Genomic DNA, 22,270 nt, shown 5'->3' with positions numbered 1-22,270 from the left:
TTTGCCTTTCAGACCCTTTTGCTTTTTTGTAACTTGAATAAAATGAGAATATTACTAACATGTTATCTTCTGGGTATAGTAGAAGAGAATTACTGTGGATTCCAAAATAAAAAGCGTAATTTTGCAAAAAATTAAAAACACACATGAATACTATTGTAGCCATCGTTGGTAGACCTAATGTAGGGAAATCGACATTATTTAATAGACTTGTACAACGTAGAGAAGCGATTGTTGATTCTGTGAGCGGGGTTACTCGTGATAGACATTACGGTAAAAGCGATTGGAATGGGAAAGAGTTTTCTTTAATTGATACAGGAGGTTATATAGTAGGTTCTGATGATGTGTTTGAAGGGGAAATTCGTAAGCAAGTACAATTAGCATTAGAAGAATGTGATATTACAATTTTCGTTGTTGATGTAACGGAAGGAATTACACCTTCTGATGAAGCGGTAGCCAAATTGTTACGTAAATCTAAAAAACCAGTTTTTTTAGCGGTAAATAAAGTGGATAATTCAATGCGTGAAAACGACGCTTTTGAATTCTATAACCTGGGATTAGGAGATTTGTATACGTTTTCTGCAATTAATGGATCGGGAACTGGAGATTTATTGGATGCTTTGGTTAAAGATATGCCAGAGCCAGAAGAATTTGTAGAAGATGAAGAAAAGGAAGAATTACCTCGTTTTGCTGTAGTTGGTAGACCGAATGCTGGTAAATCTTCTTTTATCAATGCTCTTATTGGGAAAGATAGAAATATTGTTACCAATGTTGCAGGAACTACTCGTGATGCCATCGATACAGAGTATACAAGATTCGGATTTAAGTTTAATTTAGTTGATACCGCAGGAATTAGAAAAAAATCTAAAGTGTCTGAGGATCTTGAGTTTTATTCAGTAATGCGTGCAGTTAGAGCAATTGAACATTGTGATGTAGCCGTGTTAATGATTGATGCCACTCGTGGATTTGAAGCCCAAGATCAAAATATATTTTGGTTGGCTGAAAAAAATAGAAAAGGGATTGTAATTCTTGTCAATAAATGGGATTTGGTGGATAAAGAAACCAATACCATGAAAGAATTTGAAGCTTATGTAAGAAGAGAAATAGCTCCCTTTACAGATGTTCCTATCATTTTTACTTCTACGGTTACAAAACAACGTTTGTTAAAAGCTATTGAAACGGCTGTTGAAGTTTTTGAAAATAAAAAACGAAGAATTCCAACGAGTAAGTTAAATGAAACTATGTTGGAAATTATTGCACAGTATACACCACCTGCAGTGAAGGGGAAATTCGTGAAAATTAAATACTGTATGCAACTTCCAACGCACACACCACAATTTGCCTTTTTTGCAAATTTACCACAGTATGTGAGGGAGCCTTACAGACGATATTTAGAGAATAAGCTACGTGAAATATATGATTTCAAAGGAGTGCCTATTACAATATATTTTAGACAGAAATAAAAAAAACCGCTTGTTATAAGCGGTTTTTTTGTTAATAATTCTATTTGTTAAGATATCATATGAACATCTCTTTGAGGGAAAGGGATGCTGATATTTGCTTCGTCTAATGCTTCCTTACATTGTTCTATACATTCAAAGTAAACGGTCCAATAATCCTCTGGTTTGGCCCATGGTCTAACTCCAAGGTTTACAGAGCTGTCTCCTAAATCAGTTACAGAGATAGAGGGTGCAGGATCTTTCAAAGTCAAAGGATGTTTTTCTAATACATCCATAAGAATACCTCTTGCTTCTTTAATGTTAGAATCATAACTAATACCAATAGCGATGTCAACTCTTAACTTCCCTTCGTCGGTATAATTTTTAATCGTTCCGTTTGATAAAATTCCATTTGGAATGATGGCAACTCTATTTTTTGGAGTTATTATTTTCGTTACAAAAATTTGAATTTCTTTTACGTCTCCTTTTTCTCCCTGAGCTTCGATAAAATCTCCTACTTTAAAAGGTTTGAATAAAAGTATAAGTATACCACCGGCAAAGTTACTAAAAGAACCTTGGAGTGCTAAACCGATAGCAAGACCAGCTGCTCCTAGCATTGCCATAAACGAAGTGGTGGCTACTCCAATTTGATTCAAAACACTTATGAATAATAATATCTTAAGTGTCCAGGTAATTAGATGAGACAAAAAACGTAAAAGACTGGTTTCTAATTCGGCTTTCTCCATTAAAGTGTCACTTATTTTTACCAGTTTTTTGATAATCCAAAGTCCCACTACTAAAATTAATAAACCAATGGCTAGTCTTACGCCAAATTCAATAGCTAATTCTGTGTATTTTGCATAGTCAATCTGACTGATGTCTTCTGAGAAATCTTCTAATTCGTCCATTTTTTTTGATCTAAAGTGTATTGAGTGAAATAAATATAATTGCTAAAATTGCTGGAGTGGATTGGATGTAAAAAATTGCTCTTTTATTTAGACTGTAACTCCCATAGATTCCCGCAATTACAACACAAACTAGAAAGAATAAAACAGCAGAATTATTTCCAACAATCCACGACCAAAGAATTCCTGAGGCTAGAAAACCATTATAAAGACCTTGATTCGCAGCAAGAACTTTCGTCTTTTCGGCAAAGTCTTTTTCAAGATTAAAAGTTTTCATTCCTTTCGGTTTTGTCCATAAAACCATCTCTAGATATAAAAAGTAGAAATGAATTAAGGATACTAAAAGCGTGAAGGTTGTGGCCAATATTTCCATTAATAAGTAATATTTATTTGATTACTAGCTTTTTTTACTGAAGAAACCGGAAGTTTACAGGTCCCTTCAACACAAATATAAAGTAATGTTTCTGTTTCAGAAAATCTATTTTTTAATAGGGGGGCTTGACTATCAACAAGACTTCCTGCAATAATTTTATTTGGAATATAGATCTGATTGAGCTCTTTTATTTTGTTATGGGCATCTTTTCCAACCACCGCAATTTCATAAAAATCGGTGGACAAGTTGCTGTAGAGTTCCATCCAATTGGAATATCCAGAAGGGTATGCCGTCATATCATTGACTACATTATGAAGCATTTGTTTGCTAACATTTTTGAACTCATTGCTTTCAAAATAAAGTCCCAATTTGTAGAGTGAATTGGCAAGAATAGAATTTGAAGCTGGTATTACATTATCAGTAAGCTCCATTTTTCTAGTGATCAGGTTTTTATCTTCATCAGAGGTAAAATAAAACATTTTTGTCTTTGGGTTATAGAAATGTTTGAAACAGTAATCGGTTAAGTTTTTAGATATATGTAACCATTCTTCGTCTAAGGTTACTTCATATAAAGACATATAGGCTTCAATTACTGTGGCATAATCTTCTAAATACCCATTGATATTACTTATCCCGTTTTTGTAGTTGTGATTTAAACCTCCGTCTTTTCTGAGTTGTTTGGTTTTAATAAAATGAGCATTTTTCAATGCTGTTTTTAAAAATTTAGGTTCATTAAATACGCGATAAGCATCTACATATCCTTTTAACATTAGCCCATTCCATGACGTAAGTGACTTGTCATCTAGTCTGGGTTTTTCTCTTTTATTTCTTTCTTTTAGCAGTTTTTGTTGCCATTTAGCAACTTGTTGCTCTAAATCATTAATTCCGATTTTATGTTTGGCGCAAAATTCAGAATCTGTTGAGGTTCTAATTAAATTGTACTTATGGTTTTCCCACAAGCCATAATCGTTGATGTTGTAATAGTCAGCGAATAATGAGAATTCCTTTCCAATGATATGTTGTAATTCTTTTTTAGTCCATACATAAAATGCTCCCTCTTCCAATTCAGCGTTCTCATTTTTACTGTCAGCATCTAAAGAAGAGTAGAAAGCTCCTTCGTTGTTAGTAAGTTCTCTCTCTACAAAGTCCAAAGTTCTGTAAACTGTTTCTTTGTAAATTTTATTTTTTGAATTCAAATAGGCATCCGCATACAGACTTACAAGTTGTGCATTGTCATATAACATTTTTTCAAAGTGGGGTATATGCCAATTTTTATCTGTAGAATATCTCGCAAATCCACCGCCTACTTGGTCAAAAATTCCACCAAGAGCCATTTTATCTAAAGTTGTGTAAGTGTATTTTAAAAGGGCGTTATTTTTAGTTTGAGTAGCGAACCTTAATAGAAAATGATAGTTGTTTGGCATCGGGAATTTTGGAGCTCTATTTATGCCTCCCAAGTTTTGATCAAACTGTTGTGACCATTTTTCTACTGCCAACTGAAGTGTGTCTTTTAGATAAGTTGGTTTTGCAGTGTTTAAAGAAATTGTTTCAGTGTCTTGGATCCCCTTGGTAAGGTTGTCTGCATACTCAATAATTTTTTCAGGGTCTTTTTTGTAGAAGGCTGCTATTTGTGTTAAGTTACTGATCCATTCATCTCTAGGGAAATAGGTGCCGCCCCAAAAAGGTCTCCCATCGGGAAGCGCCACGCAGTTTAATGGCCAACCTCCACTTTGTGTTAATAACTGAACAGCGGTCATATATATCTGATCGATATCAGGTCTTTCTTCTCTGTCAATTTTTATATTGATAAAGTTTTCATTCATGATTTTTGCGACAGAATCATTCTCAAAACTTTCATGCTCCATAACATGGCACCAATGGCAAGCTGCATATCCAACTGAAATTAAAATTAGTTTGTTTTCTTTTTTAGCCAATTCTAAAGTTTCTTCATTCCAAGCATGCCAGTTTACTGGGTTGTGGGCGTGTTGCAGTAAATAAGGGCTAGTTTCCTTAATAAGTGCATTGGTATGTTTATAATTTTTCGTATCTTTTTTATGTTTTTGATTACAACTAATAAAAATTGCTATGACGATTAGTAAATTAAAGACTCTATACATTTAATTTTTTTGGTTTTAACAAATATAATAAAAGGTAGTTCTATTTTTTTAAAAACGTTTATCGATCTAAAGACCGTGTTCGTCGAAGTTAATCGTTGCTTAAGCTAAAAACCTAATTTTTGGGATATTTTGAAACTATTTTTACTTGAATTTAAAATCTATCGAGATGAAAACACAATTACTAATCAATCAAATGCGTTGGAAAATAAGTATTATTTTTTGTATTTGTTTAACTTTTACGCTTAACGCTCAGGAAGAGCCTTTTAATTGCGACTACAATGCTTATCTTTTTCAGTATAATGATGTATATGCAATAGATTTAGCTTCAGGAAGTGCTTATGAAGTTGCTACGGACATCACACCAGGAAAAATTAATGCTGCTGGTTATAATCCTGCTGATGGGTACATATGGGGGTATGTGTCTGAACCTGCTAGTTCAATAGTTAGGATCGGTAAAAATTTTAATGTCTCAATTTTTGAGATACCGGAATTACCAACGGGAGGAAGATACGTAGGAGATGTAAGTGCTTCTGGAATTTATCATTTCAAAGGAGGTGGTACTACTTACTACAAAGTAAATCTTGATCCTGAATCAGAAAATTATATAAAATACGAAAGCACAAATACCTTATCTGCAAATATTAGCATTCATGATTGGGCGTTTAATGCTGTGGATGGAATGTTATATACCGTTGAAAAGAATACCAACCATTTGTATCGAATAAATGGAGATACAGGGAATGTGGAGGATTTAGGTGAAATTCCAATTTTGGCAGGATTGAATTATACATACGGAGCAGTTTATTTTGATGCGTCTGGACGTTTTTATGTTTCAGCAAATCAGACAGGTACTATTTACATTATTTATGATGTCCAGGACATAGAAGCAGGAGGTGCGATGAATTCCAATCTTTTCGCTTATGGTCCTTCTAGTGCAAGTAATGATGGGGCTAGATGTCCAACTGCGCCAGTACCACAAGAAGATTGTATCAATGGAATTGATGATGATGGAGATGGTTTAGTGGATTGTGATGATCCATCTTGTTCGGGTGTTTCTAGTTGTCCAGTTTTAGTTCCTGTAGTTTCTAGTGGTAATGATGGAGGTTTAGAAAGTAACGATAGGCTTTCTCAACAAATCAATCAAAGAAACTATATGAGAAGTAAGAATAGTTACCGGTTTTCTAAAAAATCTGCGAAAAAAGTAACAAAAGGGAATGGTTATAAAATGGCAAAATCAGCCGATAATTTTGGGTTGATTGATTTAATTCCATTAGAAATTTTGCCGGAAACAACAGCAATTGAATCTTCTCCAAGTGATTTAATTCAAATGACTAATGCTAGTGAATTATTTTCTGTTGATTATGTGAAGAATAACGAAACTGTCGCTGTAGTTTTAGCTAGTGTTACAGAGAATGGAGTTTACGAGCATACCAAATATATATGCGATCGATTGCTAGGAAGTGAATTGCTTTCTGTTTCAACCATCGAACTAAATGAGGTAACATTTATCAAATCAATTATAAAGAATGTAGATGGGTCTATTGAATTTGTTTTGAGTTTTTCAGGTAAGTTAAATGACGATGAATCTGGTTTTGAGATTGATAGTCATTGGAATATTGATAAATATACAGCCGATGCTAAATATTATAATTTCCAAATATGGACCAATAAAATTGATGATTTGGTGTTGTTAGGAGAGGAAGTGTTAAATTTATTCGAAGCGCAAAAGCCAATTAGTTTATATGATAATTCAGCACCACCACCTGTATTTGTTAAAAAAGGAAAATATGTGAATGGAATGATTGAATTAGAATTGGTTAATACGAATTCTAGTAAAAAGATTCAGTTTGATGCTGGTTTTAAAAGAACAGAAACTAGTGAAACCGAAAATATTAGTGAAGAAATAAACTTGCAAGAGGGATATTTAACACACATGACTTTAAATACAGGAGCGTTATTTGATATAGGTTTCAGAATTCAGAATGATACAGGGGAAACTTCTGATGATTTATTTATGTCAGATGGTCCATGGGGATTAGATAGTTCTCAAGAAGGTACAGAAGTTGGTTCCTTTGAGATTACGGAAAATGAAACGAATTATGAGGGTAGTGGGTTACGAATTGAAAGAGATTTAAGTTTTAAAGCAAATATTACTTCTTATGTTTCTGCTTACAGAGCGTTTACACCTCGTTTTAAATCTGTTAATCTTTCCGATTATAATGTGTTGGAGTTTGATGCTAGCGGAACTGGTGAAATTGAAATTACGATCGTAAAAGAAAGTATTGAGGATTGGGCAGATCAATATAGAACAACAATACCATTGGACGGTACATTTAAGCATTACCAATTGCCTTTGTCATATTTTAGATCTAAAGCATCGAAAGGTTTGATGATCGATGATGCAGTGTCAATCGTGATAACAATGGCTTCTGATGGTGTAACTGAAGTAGAAAAAGAAATAAACATGAAAAATATTTCTTTTGAAACTAAAGACGTGGAGGATTACTCTTTTACCAAGGATAAAGCAGTTGTTTTTCCAAATCCGATAGTAACAGATGCACAAGTTAGTTTTTATACTGAAAGTTTATCAGAATGTAAAATTGAGATATTTAACCTAACAGGTTCATTAGTGAAAGCATTAGAACCTCAAACTTCTTTAGGTTACAATCAATTAAATATATCTAAAGAAGGTCTAAGCTCAGGTATTTATTATTTAAAAGTATCTACGGATACGAAAAACTTTGATGCAGTACAATTGATAATCAACTAACAAACTAATTCAAATGAAAAAGCTCGTAAACTTTAGTTTACGAGCTTTTTTGTGTTGAACTATTTTAATTCCATTTGTACTTTAGAATTAATTCTACGGATGATGCGTTGTTCGTATCATATAGTTTTGATGTACTGATATCATAGCCTAGTCCAAATCTAAAGTTGTTTTTAGTACTCATTAAAGCGTATAATGAAACAGATTCATCAACTCTGTAGTTAACTCCTGCCGTAGCCTTATCATGAAAATCAAATGTTGAGAATATATCATAAGAAGTAGGAGCCCCTTCGACTACTCTAGCCATAATACCGGGAGTTAAGGTTGTTGATTTGTTCAAGGTAAATATATATCCTCCACCAAGGTAAGCGTGGAAGGCATTTAATGCAGCAATGGGTACATTCCCGTCTTTTTCATATCGTTTCCCGTTCAGGAAATTAGGAGTAGATATGGTGATATAATAGTTTTGACTTTTTAAATGTAAACCGGCTCCTATCTGCGGATTAAACGCACTTTCGTTAGAGCCAAATAAAGGGTCTAATTCAGGAGCACCAGTATTGGTCAAGTCTATATTCGTGAAAGCTCCACCTGCTTTAATACCAAAGGTCAAAGACTCATTCTTTGTCAATTGAACTTTGTAAGAAAAATCTATCGCTACATCTGTTTCAGCTAAAACAAAAACTTTATCGTTAATTATTGATACTCCAATTCCCATATTATTTTTAAGGGGTTGAGAGTAGGTTAATGTTTGAGTTTCGGGAGCATTTGCAACTCCTATCCATTGACTTCTGTAAGCTAAACTAATTTCAGTGAATTCTTCGGATCCTGCGTAAGCAGGGTTTATAATATTCATATTAAAATTATACAAGGTAAAGTTTGGGTCTTGTTGAGCTTCTGTTTTTGAGAGGTATAAAACAGTGAATATCAGACTTAAAATTTTAAAATATTTCATTTTTTTTATTTTTTATTTTTATTGGAATGATATATGAATTAATAATTGATGTAAATCCATCCTGAAACCATCTTGACTCCATCAACATTAAGATCGATTGTGAAGTAGTAAGCGCCAACGGGTAGTTTTCCATTTCCTAATCCAGCAGACGAAGTTCCGTCCCAAGTATTATCATAATTGTCTTTGGCATATACTAGCCTTCCAGATCTGTTAAAGACTTTTACAGAGTTGTTAGCAAAGTTTTCAATATCTCGAATAGTCCAGGTATCATTTATTCCGTCCCCATTAGGTGAGAAACCATATTTGGTTTTTTCTGTAATCTGAGTTGTGTCGGCATAACCATCATTTTCAGCATCAGCATCACAAAAGTCAGGTATGTTGTCCAAATCACTATTCGTAGTAGAAACGATAATTTCAAATTCATCAGAAGAATTACTTGTATTGTTAGAACTATCTGTTGCTGTTGCGGTAATGTTATATTCACCATCTATTTGAACAGTAGAACTTAAGTCTAAAGTCCAGGTACCATTGCTGTCTGTGTTCGTAGTTCCAACATTTGCATCGTTAATAAATACATTTACCGTGCTTTCATTTTCTGCTGTTCCCGTAATTACAAATGTGTTGTCAGCTGTAGCAAGAGTTGTTTCGGAACAAGTGTAGTCAGCAACTTCCACAATTATTGGACTACTAGGAGCGGTAATATCCGCTGTTGCAAAACTCCAAATATCTTTGGTGTTTACTCCACTGAAATTATTGTCATAGCTATCTTTAAAGGCAGTTCCTTCGATTTCTATATAAAATAATGTTTCACTTGGTAGATCGTCCGTAGGGTTTATATTTACAACGTTTGAAGTTATATTTACTTGGTCGGAAGTTACATCTATGGTAGCTATAGTGCTATTATTAAGATGGTTCTTTACTAGTATGTTTCCTGTTCCTTTAACAATTTCCTCTGAAAATGAAATTTCCAAATTGCTACCCGGTGCAATATCAGTGGATGTATGATTTGGTGATATCGTTACTATTGTTGGAAGTACTGTATCGTCGCTGGTAAAGTTCCAATCTGTTTTGTTATTAAAACCAGTCCATCCATTTCCTGATAGATCTTCAACAGCTCCAACGGGTACTATAACATAAACTTGTGTTGTTTGCGGTAACTCGAGCGTTGGTGTGATTGTTATTTTTTTCCCTGATACAGTAACATTTGTGCTTGACACTGCTATTGTTTCAAGTAATGAATCATCATTGGCATTAATAAGTAAAATGTCTCCAGTACCTTTTTTAATATCACTATTAAAGACAATCTCTAAATTTATGTCAGGATCTACTCTTTCGGTTCCTGTTGTTGGATTCGTGTTTTCAGTAAGTGCCAATGTTGGTTCCTCTAATAAAGTAGTGAATTCTTTTGCACCTCCATATAATTCTGAAGAGGCTAATGATTTATTAGATGTAAATATTCTAATCTTTCCTGAAGGAGTTTCAACAATAATGTAGGTTTGAAAATAGTACGTGGTATAAGGGTCAAGACCAGTGATGGTCATTTGAAAAGGGCCGCTAACAGAAGAGTCTGCTAGTTGAGTTACATCGGAACCTCCAATTTGAGGGTCTGTGTTTGAAGATGAATATACAATACCTCTTTCGGTTACATTCGCTTCACTTGAAATCTGACCTTCTATTATTATTGCTTTTGAAGAACGACCCAAAGCACCTGTTGTTAAAATCAATGAGATGTTAAACCTATTGCTTATAAAGGAAAGGTCATAATTCTCACCTAAGGTTAAATCTCCGATGAGGATATCGTAAATACCTGCAGATTCTCCAGTGTTTCTCGTTAAATCTCCAGAAAATGTATCTCCACTGACCAAACTTCCTGAAGTGATTTGGTATGTGAATTCAGGGTCGTTTTCTCCTGATATTTTAGATAATTCATCGGCAGTTATGGTCAAAGGTTTTTTAGTAATAGTTAAGTTTTCCGGTACAAAAGTAATATCATAATTACTATTGTCCAGAGTTGAACTAATAGCATAAGTTCCCACATTTGTTCCCGCAGCTCTTGATAAGCTTCCTGTTAATACATCCGCTCCTTCTAGCGTTGCAGTATAAGTAAGTGTAGGATCGGCATCACCATATACTTTAGATGTCGCCTCTGCAGTTATGGTCAAAGGTTTTTTGGTGATGGTTAAGTTTGCTGGTACAAAAGTAATATCATAATTACTATTGTCTAGTGTTGAGCTAATCGCATAAGTTCCCACATCCGTACCTGCTGCTCTTGATAAGCTTCCTGTTAATACATCAGCACCTTCTAGTGTTGCAGTATAAGTAAGTGTAGGATCGGCATCACCATATACTTTAGATGTAGCCTCTGCAGTTATGGTCAAAGATTTTTGAGTAATGGTTAGGTTTGCTGTCACAAAAGTAATATCATAATTACTATTGTCCAGAGTTGAGCTAATAGCATAAGTTCCGACATCTGTACCTGCTGCTCTTGATAAGCTTCCTGTTAATACATCGGCACCTTCTAGCGTTGCTGTGTAGGTAAGCGTTGGATCCGCATCACCATATACTTTAGATGTCGCCTCTGCAGTTATGGTCAAAGGTTTTTGAGTAATGGTTAGGTTTGCTGTCACAAAAGTAATATCATAATTACTATTGTCCAGATTTGAGCTAATAGCATAAGTTCCGACATCCGTACCTGCTGCTCTTGATAAGCTTCCTGTTAATACATCAGCACCTTCTAGCGTTGCAGTATAAGTAAGTGTAGGATCGGCATCACCATATACTTTAGATGTCGCCTCTGCAGTTATGGTCAAAGGTTTTTTGGTGATGGTTAGGTTTGCTGGTACAAAAGTAATATCATAATTACTATTGTCCAGTGTTGAACTAATCGCATAAGTTCCGACATCCGTACCTGCTGCTCTTGATAAGCTTCCTGTTAATACATCAGCACCTTCTAGCGTTGCAGTATAAGTAAGTGTAGGATCGGCATCACCATATGCTTTAGATGTGGCCTCTGCAGTTATGGTCAAAGGTTTTTTGGTAATGGTTAAGTTTGCTGGTACAAAAGTAATATCATAATTACTATTGTCCAGTGTTGAACTAATAGCATAAGTTCCGACATCCGTACCTGCTGCTCTTGATAAGCTTCCTGTTAATACATCAGCACCTTCTAGCGTTGCAGTATAAGTAAGTGTAGGATCGGCATCACCATATGCTTTAGATGTGGCCTCTGCAGTTATGGTCAAAGGTTTTTTGGTAATGGTTAAGTTTGCTGGTACAAAAGTAATATCATAATTACTATTGTCTAGTGTTGAGCTAATCGCATAAGTTCCGACATCCGTACCTGCTGCTCTTGATAAGCTTCCTGTTAATACATCAGCACCTTCTAGCGTTGCAGTATAAGTAAGTGTAGGATCGGCATCACCATATACTTTAGATAAAGCCTCTGCAGTTACCGTCAAAGGTTTTTTGGTGATGGTTAAGTTTGCTGGTACAAAAGTAATATCATAATTACTATTGTCTAGTGTTGAGCTAATAGCATAAGTTCCGACATCGGTACCTGCTGCTCTTGATAAGCTTCCTGTTAATACATCAGCTCCTTCTAGCGTTGCTGTGTAGGTAAGGGTTGGATCAGTTGCACCATATACTTTAGATGTAGCCTCTGCAGTTATGGTCAAAGGTTTTTGAGTAATGGTTAGGTTTGCTGGCACAAAAGTAATATCATAATTACTATTGTCTAGTGTTGAGCTAATAGCATAAGTTCCGACATCTGTACCTGCTGCTCTTGATAAGCTTCCTGTTAATACATCGGCACCTTCTAGCGTTGCTGTGTAGGTAAGGGTTGGATCCGCATCACCATATACTTTAGATGTCGCCTCTGCAGTTATGGTCAAAGGTTTTTTAGTAATGGTTAGGTTTGCTGTCACAAAAGTAATATCATAATTACTATTGTCCAGAGTTGAGCTAATAGCATAAGTTCCGACATCTGTACCTGCTGCTCTTGATAAGCTTCCTGTTAATACATCAGCACCTTCTAGTGTTGCAGTATAAGTAAGTGTAGGATCGGCATCACCATATACTTTAGATGTAGCCTCTGCAGTTATGGTCAAAGATTTTTGAGTAATGGTTAGGTTTGCTGTCACAAAAGTAATATCATAATTACTATTGTCCAGAGTTGAGCTAATAGCATAAGTTCCGACATCTGTACCTGCTGCTCTTGATAAGCTTCCTGTTAATACATCGGCACCTTCTAGCGTTGCTGTGTAGGTAAGGGTTGGATCCGCATCACCATATACTTTAGATGTCGCCTCTGCAGTTATGGTCAAAGGTTTTTTAGTAATGGTTAGGTTTGCTGTCACAAAAGTAATATCATAATTACTATTGTCCAGAGTTGAGCTAATAGCATAAGTTCCGACATCCGTACCTGCTGTTCTTGATAAGCTTCCTGTTAATACATCAGCACCTTCTAGCGTTGCAGTATAAGTAAGTGTTGGATCAGCTGCACCGTATACTTTAGATGTCGCCTCTGCAGTTATGGTCAAAGGTTTTTTAGTAATGGTTAAGTTTGCTGTCACAAAAGTAATATCATAATTACTATTGTCCAGAGTTGAGCTAATAGCATAAGTTCCGACATCGGTACCTGCTGCTCTTGATAAGCTTCCTGTTAATACATCGGCACCTTCTAGCGTTGCTGTGTAGGTAAGCGTTGGATCCGCATCACCATATACTTTAGATGTCGCCTCTGCAGTTATGGTCAAAGGTTTTTGAGTAATGGTTAGGTTTGCTGGCACAAAAGTAATATCATAATTACTATTGTCTAGTGTTGAGCTAATAGCATAAGTTCCGACATCTGTACCTGCTGCTCTTGATAAGCTTCCTGTTAATACATCGGCACCTTCTAGCGTTGCTGTGTAGGTAAGCGTTGGATCCGCATCACCATATACTTTAGATGTAGCCTCTGCAGTTACCGTCAAAGGTTTTTTTCCGATAGTTAATGTAATGTCTTTTGAACTCGAACTATATATTCCATTTGCTGCTTGAGAAGCTCGTATAGTAACGGTTCCGGTTTCTCCTAATGTCACAGTTTCATTGTTATTTCCAGACAAAGTTGCTGTACCTGAACCACCTGCTACAATTGAATAACTAATAGTACCTGCTGAGTTAGATGTAGCTGCTAAGTTAAAATTGGCTTCCTTATAGGTTTTGCTGATATCAGAAAATGTGATTAGTGGTGTAACAGAGGGTGCCACTACATTTGAAATTGTAATATCTGAAGAGGTCCAGTTTTCTGCTGCGTCGTCTGGACGACCTGGAACAATTGTAAATATAATTTCTGCTACTGAATGAACAGGAGATGAATTATTGTTGTCAAAAAATGAAAATATAGAGGAACCTATGTTTGGAGCTAAATATTTATCAGAATTTAATGTCATGGTTCTAATTGTAGCACCTGTTTTGTCTTTAAAAACAACATTTGTTGATTGATCATATGTCCTACCAACTGGAGTGGCGGCACCCGAGTAAGAACTTACATTTAAGACATCTACCGTAAAGGACTCGGCATTTACCCCATCAGCTTTTATACTATATGTTTTTGTTGCTCCAAGTTCAGAATCATTGATATACATACCAGCACCATCATTTAACATTATGTTACTGATTACATAATTGCTATTGCTTGAATTCGTTTTAAAACCAGTACCACCAGAATCATTTGATCCCAAGCTAGTAAAATTACTTGTTCCTAATTGATGTGTAGAAAAACTAATATCACTTCCATATGCCGTTCCTGCTGAATTGGTCGCATAAGCTCTTACATAAATCGTAGTATTTGAAGGTAGTGACCCGACCATTTTTGAAAAAGATCCAGTAGAACTGCCAATAGAAACTTTATTGTTTGCTATTGTCGGGTTAGAAGTTGTAGCCCAAACGATTCCTCTTTCAGAAACAGAAGCTCCACCGTTACTAGTAATATTTCCCCCTAAATCTGCAGATGTTGTAGTAATATTGGCCTGAGTTGCAGTAGTGATGGTTGCCAATACAGCTGGAGTTGCTGTGGTAAATGTTTGAACTGCTCCGTAAGAAGTTCCAGCAGAATTTATAGCATAAGATTTATATGAGTATTGTGTACTTGAACTCAAACTACCAATGGATTCAGAAAAAACTCCAGTTCCTGTGCCATTGGTGTTTTTTGTAACACCAGTCCCATCAATCATTGGATTACTATTGGTACTCGTAATTGAGTAAACGATTCCTCTTTCGGTAATTGATGCTCCACCATTTGCTGTTGCATTTCCGGCTAGCGTAGCAGAGGTAGTTGTAATGCTGCTAGCTGCTGTTGTGGAAATTGTTGCCAGGTTAGCTAAAGTGGTAATGTCTATTTTGCTAGGGCTTACCTGTAGGTTTGGTGAGCCTTCATCATCTTGAGCAGTGGTGTACACATCGTAAGATGTACCTGGCGATAGATTTAAAACGTTAAAATTAGTATTGAATACGCCTGAATTTACAATAGCATTTCCACTTGTTGCGGCAGATGCTCCTCCGCTACCAGTTCCATTTTTAACTTCTGAAGAAGTTGGTGCACTAGCACCATCAGCAACAATTACGTAGTATATTGTACCCGCTTCATCTATATCAGTAGCTAATGTAAAACCAGTAGTTGTTACTGAAGATCCATTTGGTGTACCGTTTTCAAAAATTGGAGCTGTTGTGTCTGAGACAACTGCTGTATCGTATTTAAAGTCATCAAGATAGAAATTAATGTCTGTACCTTGAATTCTAATTTCATCTATGTTTGAAAAATCAGAGTTTCCAGAAAGAATCTTTACACCGTCAAAATTTATAGCAACGGATGATCCTACCTTTGAGTTGTCTTTGTAAGCAGATATAGTACCATTTGCAACTGCGAAACCTGCATCTTTTAAATATAAACTAATTAGTTGAAATTCTGATCCATCTGTTTTTTTTATTATCCATTGCGTGATTCCACCAATGTCTAAATTATCGTCATAAAGAGCAGGACTACCAGAGGTACTATGAGATCCATCATCAAAGGTAATGTCGTCCGGTGAACTAGAGTTAATGCTAAAAGTGAACCCACCTATGTCGGTAGAAGTTCCAAGTTGAGCATTGTCTGATAGACCGAGGCTAAAATTAATTGTAGTTTGGGAATTCCCAAGAGTTGAGAATAAAAATGAAAAAATGAAAAGTAAATAGTATGTTAGCAGAGTAGTTTTTTTCATGACGTATAAGAACTAGTAGATCAATGATTAAAGAAAAACACACTCTTTAGAAGAATCCAAGGAGTGTGTTTGAGGAGTTATTTTTTTGAAGGGTTTATTTTGTTCAAGGGTGTGATGTAATTGATAGCTATAGAGGGTTGAACATTGTTTACTCCAGCCCCTAGGTTTGTAACAATAACATTGATATACAGGTTATTATCTGTATTTGGAGTGACTTGAACCAAGTTGTTTGGTGCTCTATATGTGTTTATGGGAGCAGTATTACTTCTATCAATAATATAATTAGATTTAGTAAGTACATCTATTGTAGGCTCATTTGTTTTTGCAGTATCTAAGCTAGCAAGTGTTGCTTCTGTATTAGTTCCTGTAGCTACATGTATATGAGAAGGTAATTGGTTTGTCTCAGATTCAGATAATTCACCGTCACAATATGTCCAGCCTATTGGAGTAAAATTCCCACCAAACATAATTATTTGTTGGATATATGGTTTCATGATTTTTTTAGACAAAAATATCTAAGACGATTAAAAAAAATACTGAAGATTCCTTTAACGTATGAAAATAATGTTTAAACGAGGTTTAAAAGGTGTAAGCGTTATCTTTTTATAAATCGACTGGTGATAATATTCTTGTCAGTAGTGACTTTTAGATAATAAATCCCGGTGGGGAGGTTTTGGACATTTATTGTCGAATTCTTTATAGAGCAGTTCTTTATAAGTCTTCCTGAAATATTGTGAATTCCAAGGGTTTTGATTTCTAATAGACTTGTAGATTTTAAAATAAGTTCTCTATGAACAGGGTTTGGGGAGATACTGATGTCAGGAGTGTTGTTATTAGAGTATATAAAAACATCAGATTTTTCAAGTGCCGTCTTTTCTTGGTTACCACTTGGTTTCATGGATACCAAACAAAAAATTAATGCAATCAATACTAGGGGGTAGAATTGTTTCATATTTATCATTTCCTTTCGCGTTTCGGCTGTTTGAATAATGACAAATATACAATCCCGTATGAAAGGTGTCAATCCCTATGGAAGAGGAATAATACAACTCACTAATTATAGGGAGTGCTGGTGTCTTTGAACAATATCCTCGTCTAATTTGGATAGATTGTATAAAGCTTTATTCCATTTTTTTGATTGAGTTGAAAGTTTATAAATGCTAAAGTAAATAACGATACCGTATAGACCTATGAGTACAAGAAAACTGTATGAAATTGTTTTTACAAAATCCAACTGATTATCAAATAAATAATTCAATTTATGTCCGCTAAAGTTAAACATGAGCGCATAGCATACAGTCATACAGACTATAATGAATGGTGCAGATTTCTTTTTCTTTGCAATTGACCTTTTGTTCCTGTTAATCGCATTTTCAAATTCAATGATGTTTTGTAACTTTTTCATTGTCGTTGATTTATAAAATTGGCAACTATTAGGGGCAAGTTAAAATTAGAAAAAGAAATTGTTAAATGAAAATTTGTGATGTAATTGTAAACAATTGTTTACAAACAACCTCGCTATTATCAATAATGTGTTTTCAAAAAAATATTTTTTGGCTGTCTTATTTGAATGCTTTCTTGATTTTATCGATAGCTTCTCTTATTTGTTCTTCAGAAGCAGCTTAAGTCATACGTACACAATCTAGAGCTCCAAAATTTGATCCGTAACCGTTGCATTATTGTGTTTTCTAATAAGATTATTTTAATGTGTCATATTAAAAACGTTCACTTCACCAAGAACTCAGTCGAAGAAAAATCGATAGAGTTTACTGTTTTAGAGACTGTAAAATCATCACCTATAGCTAATTACTTATTTAGGTCAGTCAAACTAAACACAGCAATATTCTCTTCTATTCGGTAATTTTCTTCAATATTGAACCCTTTAAAACTTCTAAATTTGTGACTAAATTATAAGAAGCAGGTGCAATTTATAAGCTATAATCATAAATTCTTGTTTATTACCAAAGGTATATCAAAGTCCTAAATAAAGGTGCTATCTTGTTGTTATCATTATCGGAGCAGTTCGTCTTTTACAAAAAAGAAGTTTGTTGGTATGAATTACTAAATAAAAAAAGCCAGATTTAATTCTGGCTTTTTGCTTAGGTTTATCGAGTTTTAGCTTCTTGAAGGGTAAGTTCCGGTCAAAGCAATGATGTAATTTACGCATCCAAATGGCTGCATATTGTTCACCTGCTGTCCACCACCAGTGTTCCCAATTGTTATTGAAACACTTCGATCACCCATTAAGGCATTGGCTGTGGGGTTATATGCATTAATCTCAGCTTTGGCATTTCTATCTATTTGATAAATTGGGCTTGCAGGATACATGCCTTTTGGGTCACTTGTTGTTCCTTCATTCGTTGAGGCTTCTATTTTTCCTGTTGCAACATGACTATGTGAAGGAATCTGCGCAGTGGTAAGAACATTATATTCCGTACCTGATCTTTGACCGAGTCTCCTTGTAGTTAAACCAGGGCCCGTACCGGGGTGTACTGCGGTTCTTCCTCTTAAATCCGGTAGACCTACAGTTGTTCTTCCATCACCACCGTAAATAGTTCCTATGACAGAGTATAATGCTTGATTTTGGTTAATTGGTAATAATTGTCCGTCACAAAAAGCCCAGCCTCTTGGGGGGAAGTTTCCTGCGAACATTACTATTTCTCCGATTGTTGGATTGTCTAAAGCCATTTTTTTTAAGTTTTTATTTATATTAGATTTTACTATACAAAGATTTGTATTATCTGTTTTGAAAAAACTAAAAATTCCTTGAGCGTTAAAAAACTTAAATTAAGAGTTGTGAAAAATGGTATGAGAAAAAATTATTTTGGAAATTAAAAAGCCTCAATCAAATTAATGATTGAGGCTTTTAGAAATTTAGCACTTTTTTAAGCCAAAGCTTTTTTGATCCTTTCAATAGCTTCTCTTAATTGTTCTTCAGAAGCAGCGTAAGACATACGTATACAATCTGGAGCTCCAAAAGCTTCACCTGTTACGGTAGCGACATTGGCATTTTCTAATAAAAACATAGAAAAATCAGAAGCGTTTTCAATTTTATTTCCCTTGATTGTCTTTCCAAAGAAATAAGAAATATCAGGGAATACGTAAAATGCACCTTCAGGAATATTAAGTTTAAATCCTTTGATTTTTCCTAATAAATCTAAAACAATATCTCTTCTTTTGTGAAACTCATCCACCATGTAACCAATTTTCGTTACTGGTGCATCTAAGGCAGTGATCGTAGCACGCTGAGCAATACAATTAGCACCAGAGGTTACTTGTCCTTGTAGCTTGTTACAGGCTTTAGCAATCCATTCAGGAGCACCAATATAACCAATTCTCCAACCAGTCATAGCAAAAGCTTTCGCTACACCATTTACGGTGATAGTTCTGTCATACATACTCTCTATCGCAGCAAAACTGAAGTTTCCAGCTCCATAGTTGATATGTTCATAGATTTCGTCAGATACTACATATATATTTGGGTGTTTTTCTAATACTTTCGCTAATGCTCTATATTCATCTTCAGAGTATATAGTTCCACTTGGGTTGTTAGGAGAGTTAAAGAAAATTAATTTTGATTTTGGAGTGATAGCAGCCTCTAATTGTTCAGGTGTGATTTTAAAATCTGTATCAATTGAAGAAGGAATCTCAACAAAACTAGCTTCAGCTAATGTTGAAATAGCTGAATAACTAACCCAGTAAGGTGCAGGTAATAAAACCTCGTCACCTGGGTTTAATAAAACTTGTGCAACATTGGCAATAGATTGTTTTGCTCCTGTTGAAACAACAATTTGATTAGGGTTGTAAGATAGGTTATTGTCTCTTTTGAATTTTTTACAAATAGACTCACGTAAATCTAGGTATCCGTTAACAGGACTGTAAGAGTTATAATTGTCATTTACAGCTTGGATAGCAGCGTCTTTGATAAACTCAGGCGTGTTGAAGTCTGGTTCCCCTAAACTTAAACTGATAATGTCTTTTCCTTGTTCTTTCAATTCTCTTGCTTTAGCAGCCATTGCTAAAGTTGCAGAAGTTGGTAAGCTGTTAATTCTGTTTGATAATTGTTTCATTTTTGATAAATGTTGATTATTTGATATTGAAGTCTTATAAAACTTTTTGTGTTTTGTTTATTAATGATATGCAGGATTTACCCCTAAAGTTTTTAATTGGTGAAAATGTTCTTTTAAGGCTTTGGTCATGGTTTTGTATTCATGATAAGGTAAATTAAATTCTTTTGCTGTTTCTTTTACAATTTTAGCTAGTTTTCCATAATGAATATGGGAAATATTCGGAAAAATATGATGTTCTACTTGATGATTTAACCCACCCGTACAGAAGGATACAAATTTATTGTTTGGTGCAAAATTAGAAGTTGTATACAACTGGTGAATAGCCCAGGTGTGTTCTAAGTTACCTTCTTTATCAGGTAATGGCATTTCTGTGTTTGGGACCACATGTGCCAATTGAAAAACTAAACTTAAAATTAGACCAGCAGTATAATGCATGGTGATAAAACCAATTAATACTTTCCACCAAGCAATGTCTAAAACGAGCATTGGTAATGCAACCCAAAAGGCATAATACAAAACTTTTGTAATAATCAGCGTGATCCATTGTTTTGTTGGATTTGGAAAATCACCATAAGACAAGCCTCTTTTTAAATACCTACTTGTTTGTTTAAAATCTGTAGTTATGGCCCAGTTAATTGTTAAAAGTCCGTAAACGAAAATTGAATAATATCTTTGTAAGTGGTGTATTTTTAGCCATTTAGAGTGTTTTGAAAAACGAATGATTCTACCGGCGTCTATATCTTCATCATGACCTTTGATATTAGTAAAGGTATGGTGCAATACATTATGCTGAACTTTCCAATTGTAAACATTTCCAGCAAGTACATACATGCTGCTTCCCATTAAGGTGTTTACCCATTTTTTACTAGAAAATGATCCATGGTTACTATCATGCATTACATTCATACCAACACCAGCCATTCCAATACCAGAGACTATCATAAGTAATAACATGGCCCATTGAGGAAGGGAAACAGTAAGAATAAGAATGAATGGAACAAAAAGTAAAACAAACATCAGAACCGCTTTGGAGTATAATTTCCAATTTCCTGTTTTTGCAATTCCGTTCTCCTTAAAATAGCCATTTACGCGCTTGTTTAAAGTTCTGAAAAACTTTGCTTTGTCTATTCTAGAGAAGTTTATTTTTTTCATATGTATACAGATCAGTTTGCAAAAATAAACTTTTTTTAGCTCAAAAGAATTCATTATTTCATAATAATAACCCATTAAATAGTTAAAAGATGTTACTTTTGGGGCATAATTAAGGGAATTATGGAAATAATAAAAAGATATTTTCCAAATCTTTCTGACTTACAGTTCAGTCAATTTGAAAAATTAGAAGAGTTATATAAAGATTGGAATGCAAAAATAAACGTTATATCTCGTAAAGATATTGACGAGTTATATTTGCGACATGTACTTCATTCATTGGGGATTGCCAAGGTGCAAGAGTTCAAAGCGGGAGCAAGAGTTTTGGATGTAGGAACTGGTGGTGGTTTTCCTGGGATTCCATTGGCTATTTTGTTTCCTGAAACCGAATTTCAACTAGTGGATTCTATTGGTAAGAAAATAAAAGTGGTTCAAGGAGTTGCAGAAGCTTTAGGTTTGAAAAACTTAAAAGCAGATCACATGAGGGCTGAAAAAGTGAAAGGTGAATTTGACTTTATTGTTAGTAGAGCTGTTACCACAATGCCAGATTTTGTAAAGTGGGTTCGTAAAAAAGTGGCAAAAAAGCAAAACCACGAATTGCGAAATGGAATTTTATATCTAAAAGGAGGGGATCTTACCGAAGAATTGTCGGTTTTTCAAACGACCACGCTTTATAATTTATCTGATTTTTTTGAAGAAGATTTTTTTGAGACAAAGAAAGTCGTGCATTTGCCATTAAAATATAAACCTTAACGGTTTAACGTGTAAGTTCCTCGATGATAGTTTTATGATTGGGGAATTTTTTTTGTAATTCGTTTTTGTCGGCAAGTATAAAATCTCTAAAATCAAATCCAGGTGCAACTGTGCAACCAACAAGACTGTATGAGTTAAGGCTGTTAACAGTAGCTCCAAACCAATAGTTTTTTGGAACCGTATGTTGATAAGCTTCTCCTTTTAAAATATTGGAACCTAGTTGGGTTTTGGTATACACACCCTCAGGTGAAATTTGATGAATTGTTAGGTTTGATCCTTCATGGAAAAACCAATTTTCATCTTGATTAATTTTATGAAAAGCAGAAAACGAATCAGATTTCAAAAGGAAATAAATAGAAGTAGAATAATTTCTATCACCTTTAAATTGTTCAGGGAGGTTGCTTTCAAAAATTAGTCCCTCACTTCTATAAGTTTCTTTGTAATATCCTCCTTCGGGGTGCGCTAATAGATTTAGTTCTCTAATTATGATGTCTTCTCTTTTCATGAGTT

At 34.8% G+C, this 22,270-nt stretch carries 15 protein-coding genes; 3 read left to right on the top strand and 12 right to left on the bottom strand.

Annotated elements, in window-relative coordinates; genetic code table 11:
* Window positions 1-143 precede the first annotated feature (143 nt).
* A complete protein-coding gene (der, locus tag AC2DGP_RS09130) occupies window positions 144-1,460 on the top strand; it encodes a ribosome biogenesis GTPase Der (protein WP_484489754.1) in 1,317 nt (438 codons plus the stop codon).
* Window positions 1,461-1,507: 47 nt separating this feature from the next.
* Here der and AC2DGP_RS09125 read toward each other — a convergent pair whose 3' ends face one another.
* Genes AC2DGP_RS09125 through AC2DGP_RS09115 form a run of 3 tightly spaced genes read right to left on the bottom strand, consistent with a single transcriptional unit; the run spans window position 1,508 to window position 4,831 of the window.
* The gene (locus tag AC2DGP_RS09125; protein ID WP_484489753.1) at window positions 1,508-2,344 is read right to left on the bottom strand and encodes a mechanosensitive ion channel family protein; all 837 of its coding nucleotides are present in this window, start codon (window positions 2,342-2,344) and stop codon (window positions 1,508-1,510) included.
* Between the two features lie 10 nt (window positions 2,345-2,354).
* Window positions 2,355-2,714, bottom strand: a complete 360-nt coding sequence (locus tag AC2DGP_RS09120; protein WP_484489752.1) for a DUF1304 domain-containing protein — start codon at window positions 2,712-2,714, stop codon at window positions 2,355-2,357.
* Window positions 2,714-4,831 (bottom strand): thioredoxin domain-containing protein, encoded by a 2,118-nt coding sequence (locus AC2DGP_RS09115; RefSeq protein ID WP_484489751.1) that lies wholly within the window; start codon window positions 4,829-4,831, stop codon window positions 2,714-2,716. The genes AC2DGP_RS09120 and AC2DGP_RS09115 overlap by 1 nt, the downstream gene beginning before the upstream one ends.
* Before the next feature lie 166 nt (window positions 4,832-4,997).
* Here AC2DGP_RS09115 and AC2DGP_RS09110 point away from each other — a divergent pair, with 166 nt between their 5' ends.
* Entirely contained in the window at window positions 4,998-7,601 is a 2,604-nt protein-coding gene (locus tag AC2DGP_RS09110) for a DUF6923 family protein (RefSeq protein ID WP_484489750.1), read from the top strand.
* A 64-nt stretch (window positions 7,602-7,665) separates the two neighbouring features.
* Here AC2DGP_RS09110 and AC2DGP_RS09105 read toward each other — a convergent pair whose 3' ends face one another.
* From AC2DGP_RS09105 to AC2DGP_RS09070, 8 genes are all read right to left on the bottom strand, one after another.
* Complete coding sequence (locus AC2DGP_RS09105; RefSeq protein ID WP_484489749.1) at window positions 7,666-8,550, bottom strand: PorP/SprF family type IX secretion system membrane protein; 885 nt, start codon at window positions 8,548-8,550, stop codon at window positions 7,666-7,668.
* A gap of 38 nt (window positions 8,551-8,588) precedes the next feature.
* A complete protein-coding gene (locus tag AC2DGP_RS09100; RefSeq protein WP_484489748.1) occupies window positions 8,589-15,788 on the bottom strand; it encodes an MBG domain-containing protein in 7,200 nt (2,399 codons plus the stop codon).
* Between the two features lie 77 nt (window positions 15,789-15,865).
* Entirely contained in the window at window positions 15,866-16,282 is a 417-nt protein-coding gene (locus AC2DGP_RS09095) for a tail fiber protein (RefSeq protein ID WP_484489747.1), read from the bottom strand.
* 101 nt (window positions 16,283-16,383) lie between these two features.
* The gene (locus tag AC2DGP_RS09090; RefSeq protein WP_484489746.1) at window positions 16,384-16,740 is read right to left on the bottom strand and encodes a T9SS type A sorting domain-containing protein; all 357 of its coding nucleotides are present in this window, start codon (window positions 16,738-16,740) and stop codon (window positions 16,384-16,386) included.
* 105 nt (window positions 16,741-16,845) lie between these two features.
* Complete coding sequence (locus tag AC2DGP_RS09085) at window positions 16,846-17,193, bottom strand: hypothetical protein (RefSeq protein ID WP_484489745.1); 348 nt, start codon at window positions 17,191-17,193, stop codon at window positions 16,846-16,848.
* 710 nt (window positions 17,194-17,903) lie between these two features.
* Window positions 17,904-18,476: a phage tail protein gene (locus tag AC2DGP_RS09080; RefSeq protein ID WP_484489744.1), complete on the bottom strand. Its 573-nt coding sequence runs from the start codon at window positions 18,474-18,476 to the stop codon at window positions 17,904-17,906.
* Between the two features lie 197 nt (window positions 18,477-18,673).
* Window positions 18,674-19,858 (bottom strand): pyridoxal phosphate-dependent aminotransferase, encoded by a 1,185-nt coding sequence (locus AC2DGP_RS09075; RefSeq protein WP_484489743.1) that lies wholly within the window; start codon window positions 19,856-19,858, stop codon window positions 18,674-18,676.
* A 60-nt stretch (window positions 19,859-19,918) separates the two neighbouring features.
* Entirely contained in the window at window positions 19,919-21,010 is a 1,092-nt protein-coding gene (locus tag AC2DGP_RS09070; RefSeq protein ID WP_484489742.1) for a fatty acid desaturase family protein, read from the bottom strand.
* A gap of 120 nt (window positions 21,011-21,130) precedes the next feature.
* Here AC2DGP_RS09070 and rsmG point away from each other — a divergent pair, with 120 nt between their 5' ends.
* Window positions 21,131-21,760 carry a 16S rRNA (guanine(527)-N(7))-methyltransferase RsmG gene (rsmG, locus tag AC2DGP_RS09065; RefSeq protein ID WP_484489741.1) on the top strand — a complete coding sequence of 210 codons (630 nt, stop codon included), beginning with the start codon at window positions 21,131-21,133 and terminating at the stop codon, window positions 21,758-21,760.
* A gap of 4 nt (window positions 21,761-21,764) precedes the next feature.
* Here the strand turns inward: rsmG and AC2DGP_RS09060 are convergent, their stop codons facing one another.
* The gene (locus AC2DGP_RS09060; RefSeq protein WP_484489740.1) at window positions 21,765-22,265 is read right to left on the bottom strand and encodes a cupin domain-containing protein; all 501 of its coding nucleotides are present in this window, start codon (window positions 22,263-22,265) and stop codon (window positions 21,765-21,767) included.
* Window positions 22,266-22,270 lie beyond the last annotated feature (5 nt).

The organism is Flavicella sp. IMCC45537, assembly GCF_057197705.1.
Note: the sequence above shows the minus strand (reverse complement) of the source record. Positions and strands in the feature narration are given on the sequence as shown.

What these genes read in the sequence shown, in the direction of transcription:
- AC2DGP_RS09075 (WP_484489743.1), bottom strand. Translation starts at nt 19,858, where the DNA reads ATGAAACAATTATCAAACAGAATTAACAGCTTACCAACTTCTGCAACT.
- AC2DGP_RS09070 (WP_484489742.1), bottom strand. Translation starts at nt 21,010, where the DNA reads ATGAAAAAAATAAACTTCTCTAGAATAGACAAAGCAAAGTTTTTCAGA.
- AC2DGP_RS09090 (WP_484489746.1), bottom strand. Translation starts at nt 16,740, where the DNA reads ATGAAACAATTCTACCCCCTAGTATTGATTGCATTAATTTTTTGTTTG.
- AC2DGP_RS09125 (WP_484489753.1), bottom strand. Translation starts at nt 2,344, where the DNA reads ATGGACGAATTAGAAGATTTCTCAGAAGACATCAGTCAGATTGACTAT.
- AC2DGP_RS09120 (WP_484489752.1), bottom strand. Translation starts at nt 2,714, where the DNA reads ATGGAAATATTGGCCACAACCTTCACGCTTTTAGTATCCTTAATTCAT.
- AC2DGP_RS09105 (WP_484489749.1), bottom strand. Translation starts at nt 8,550, where the DNA reads ATGAAATATTTTAAAATTTTAAGTCTGATATTCACTGTTTTATACCTC.
- AC2DGP_RS09110 (WP_484489750.1), top strand. Translation starts at nt 4,998, where the DNA reads ATGAAAACACAATTACTAATCAATCAAATGCGTTGGAAAATAAGTATT.
- AC2DGP_RS09060 (WP_484489740.1), bottom strand. Translation starts at nt 22,265, where the DNA reads ATGAAAAGAGAAGACATCATAATTAGAGAACTAAATCTATTAGCGCAC.
- AC2DGP_RS09095 (WP_484489747.1), bottom strand. Translation starts at nt 16,282, where the DNA reads ATGAAACCATATATCCAACAAATAATTATGTTTGGTGGGAATTTTACT.
- AC2DGP_RS09080 (WP_484489744.1), bottom strand. Translation starts at nt 18,476, where the DNA reads ATGGCTTTAGACAATCCAACAATCGGAGAAATAGTAATGTTCGCAGGA.
- AC2DGP_RS09115 (WP_484489751.1), bottom strand. Translation starts at nt 4,831, where the DNA reads ATGTATAGAGTCTTTAATTTACTAATCGTCATAGCAATTTTTATTAGT.
- rsmG (WP_484489741.1), top strand. Translation starts at nt 21,131, where the DNA reads ATGGAAATAATAAAAAGATATTTTCCAAATCTTTCTGACTTACAGTTC.
- der (WP_484489754.1), top strand. Translation starts at nt 144, where the DNA reads ATGAATACTATTGTAGCCATCGTTGGTAGACCTAATGTAGGGAAATCG.
- AC2DGP_RS09100 (WP_484489748.1), bottom strand. Translation starts at nt 15,788, where the DNA reads ATGAAAAAAACTACTCTGCTAACATACTATTTACTTTTCATTTTTTCA.
- AC2DGP_RS09085 (WP_484489745.1), bottom strand. Translation starts at nt 17,193, where the DNA reads ATGAAAAAGTTACAAAACATCATTGAATTTGAAAATGCGATTAACAGG.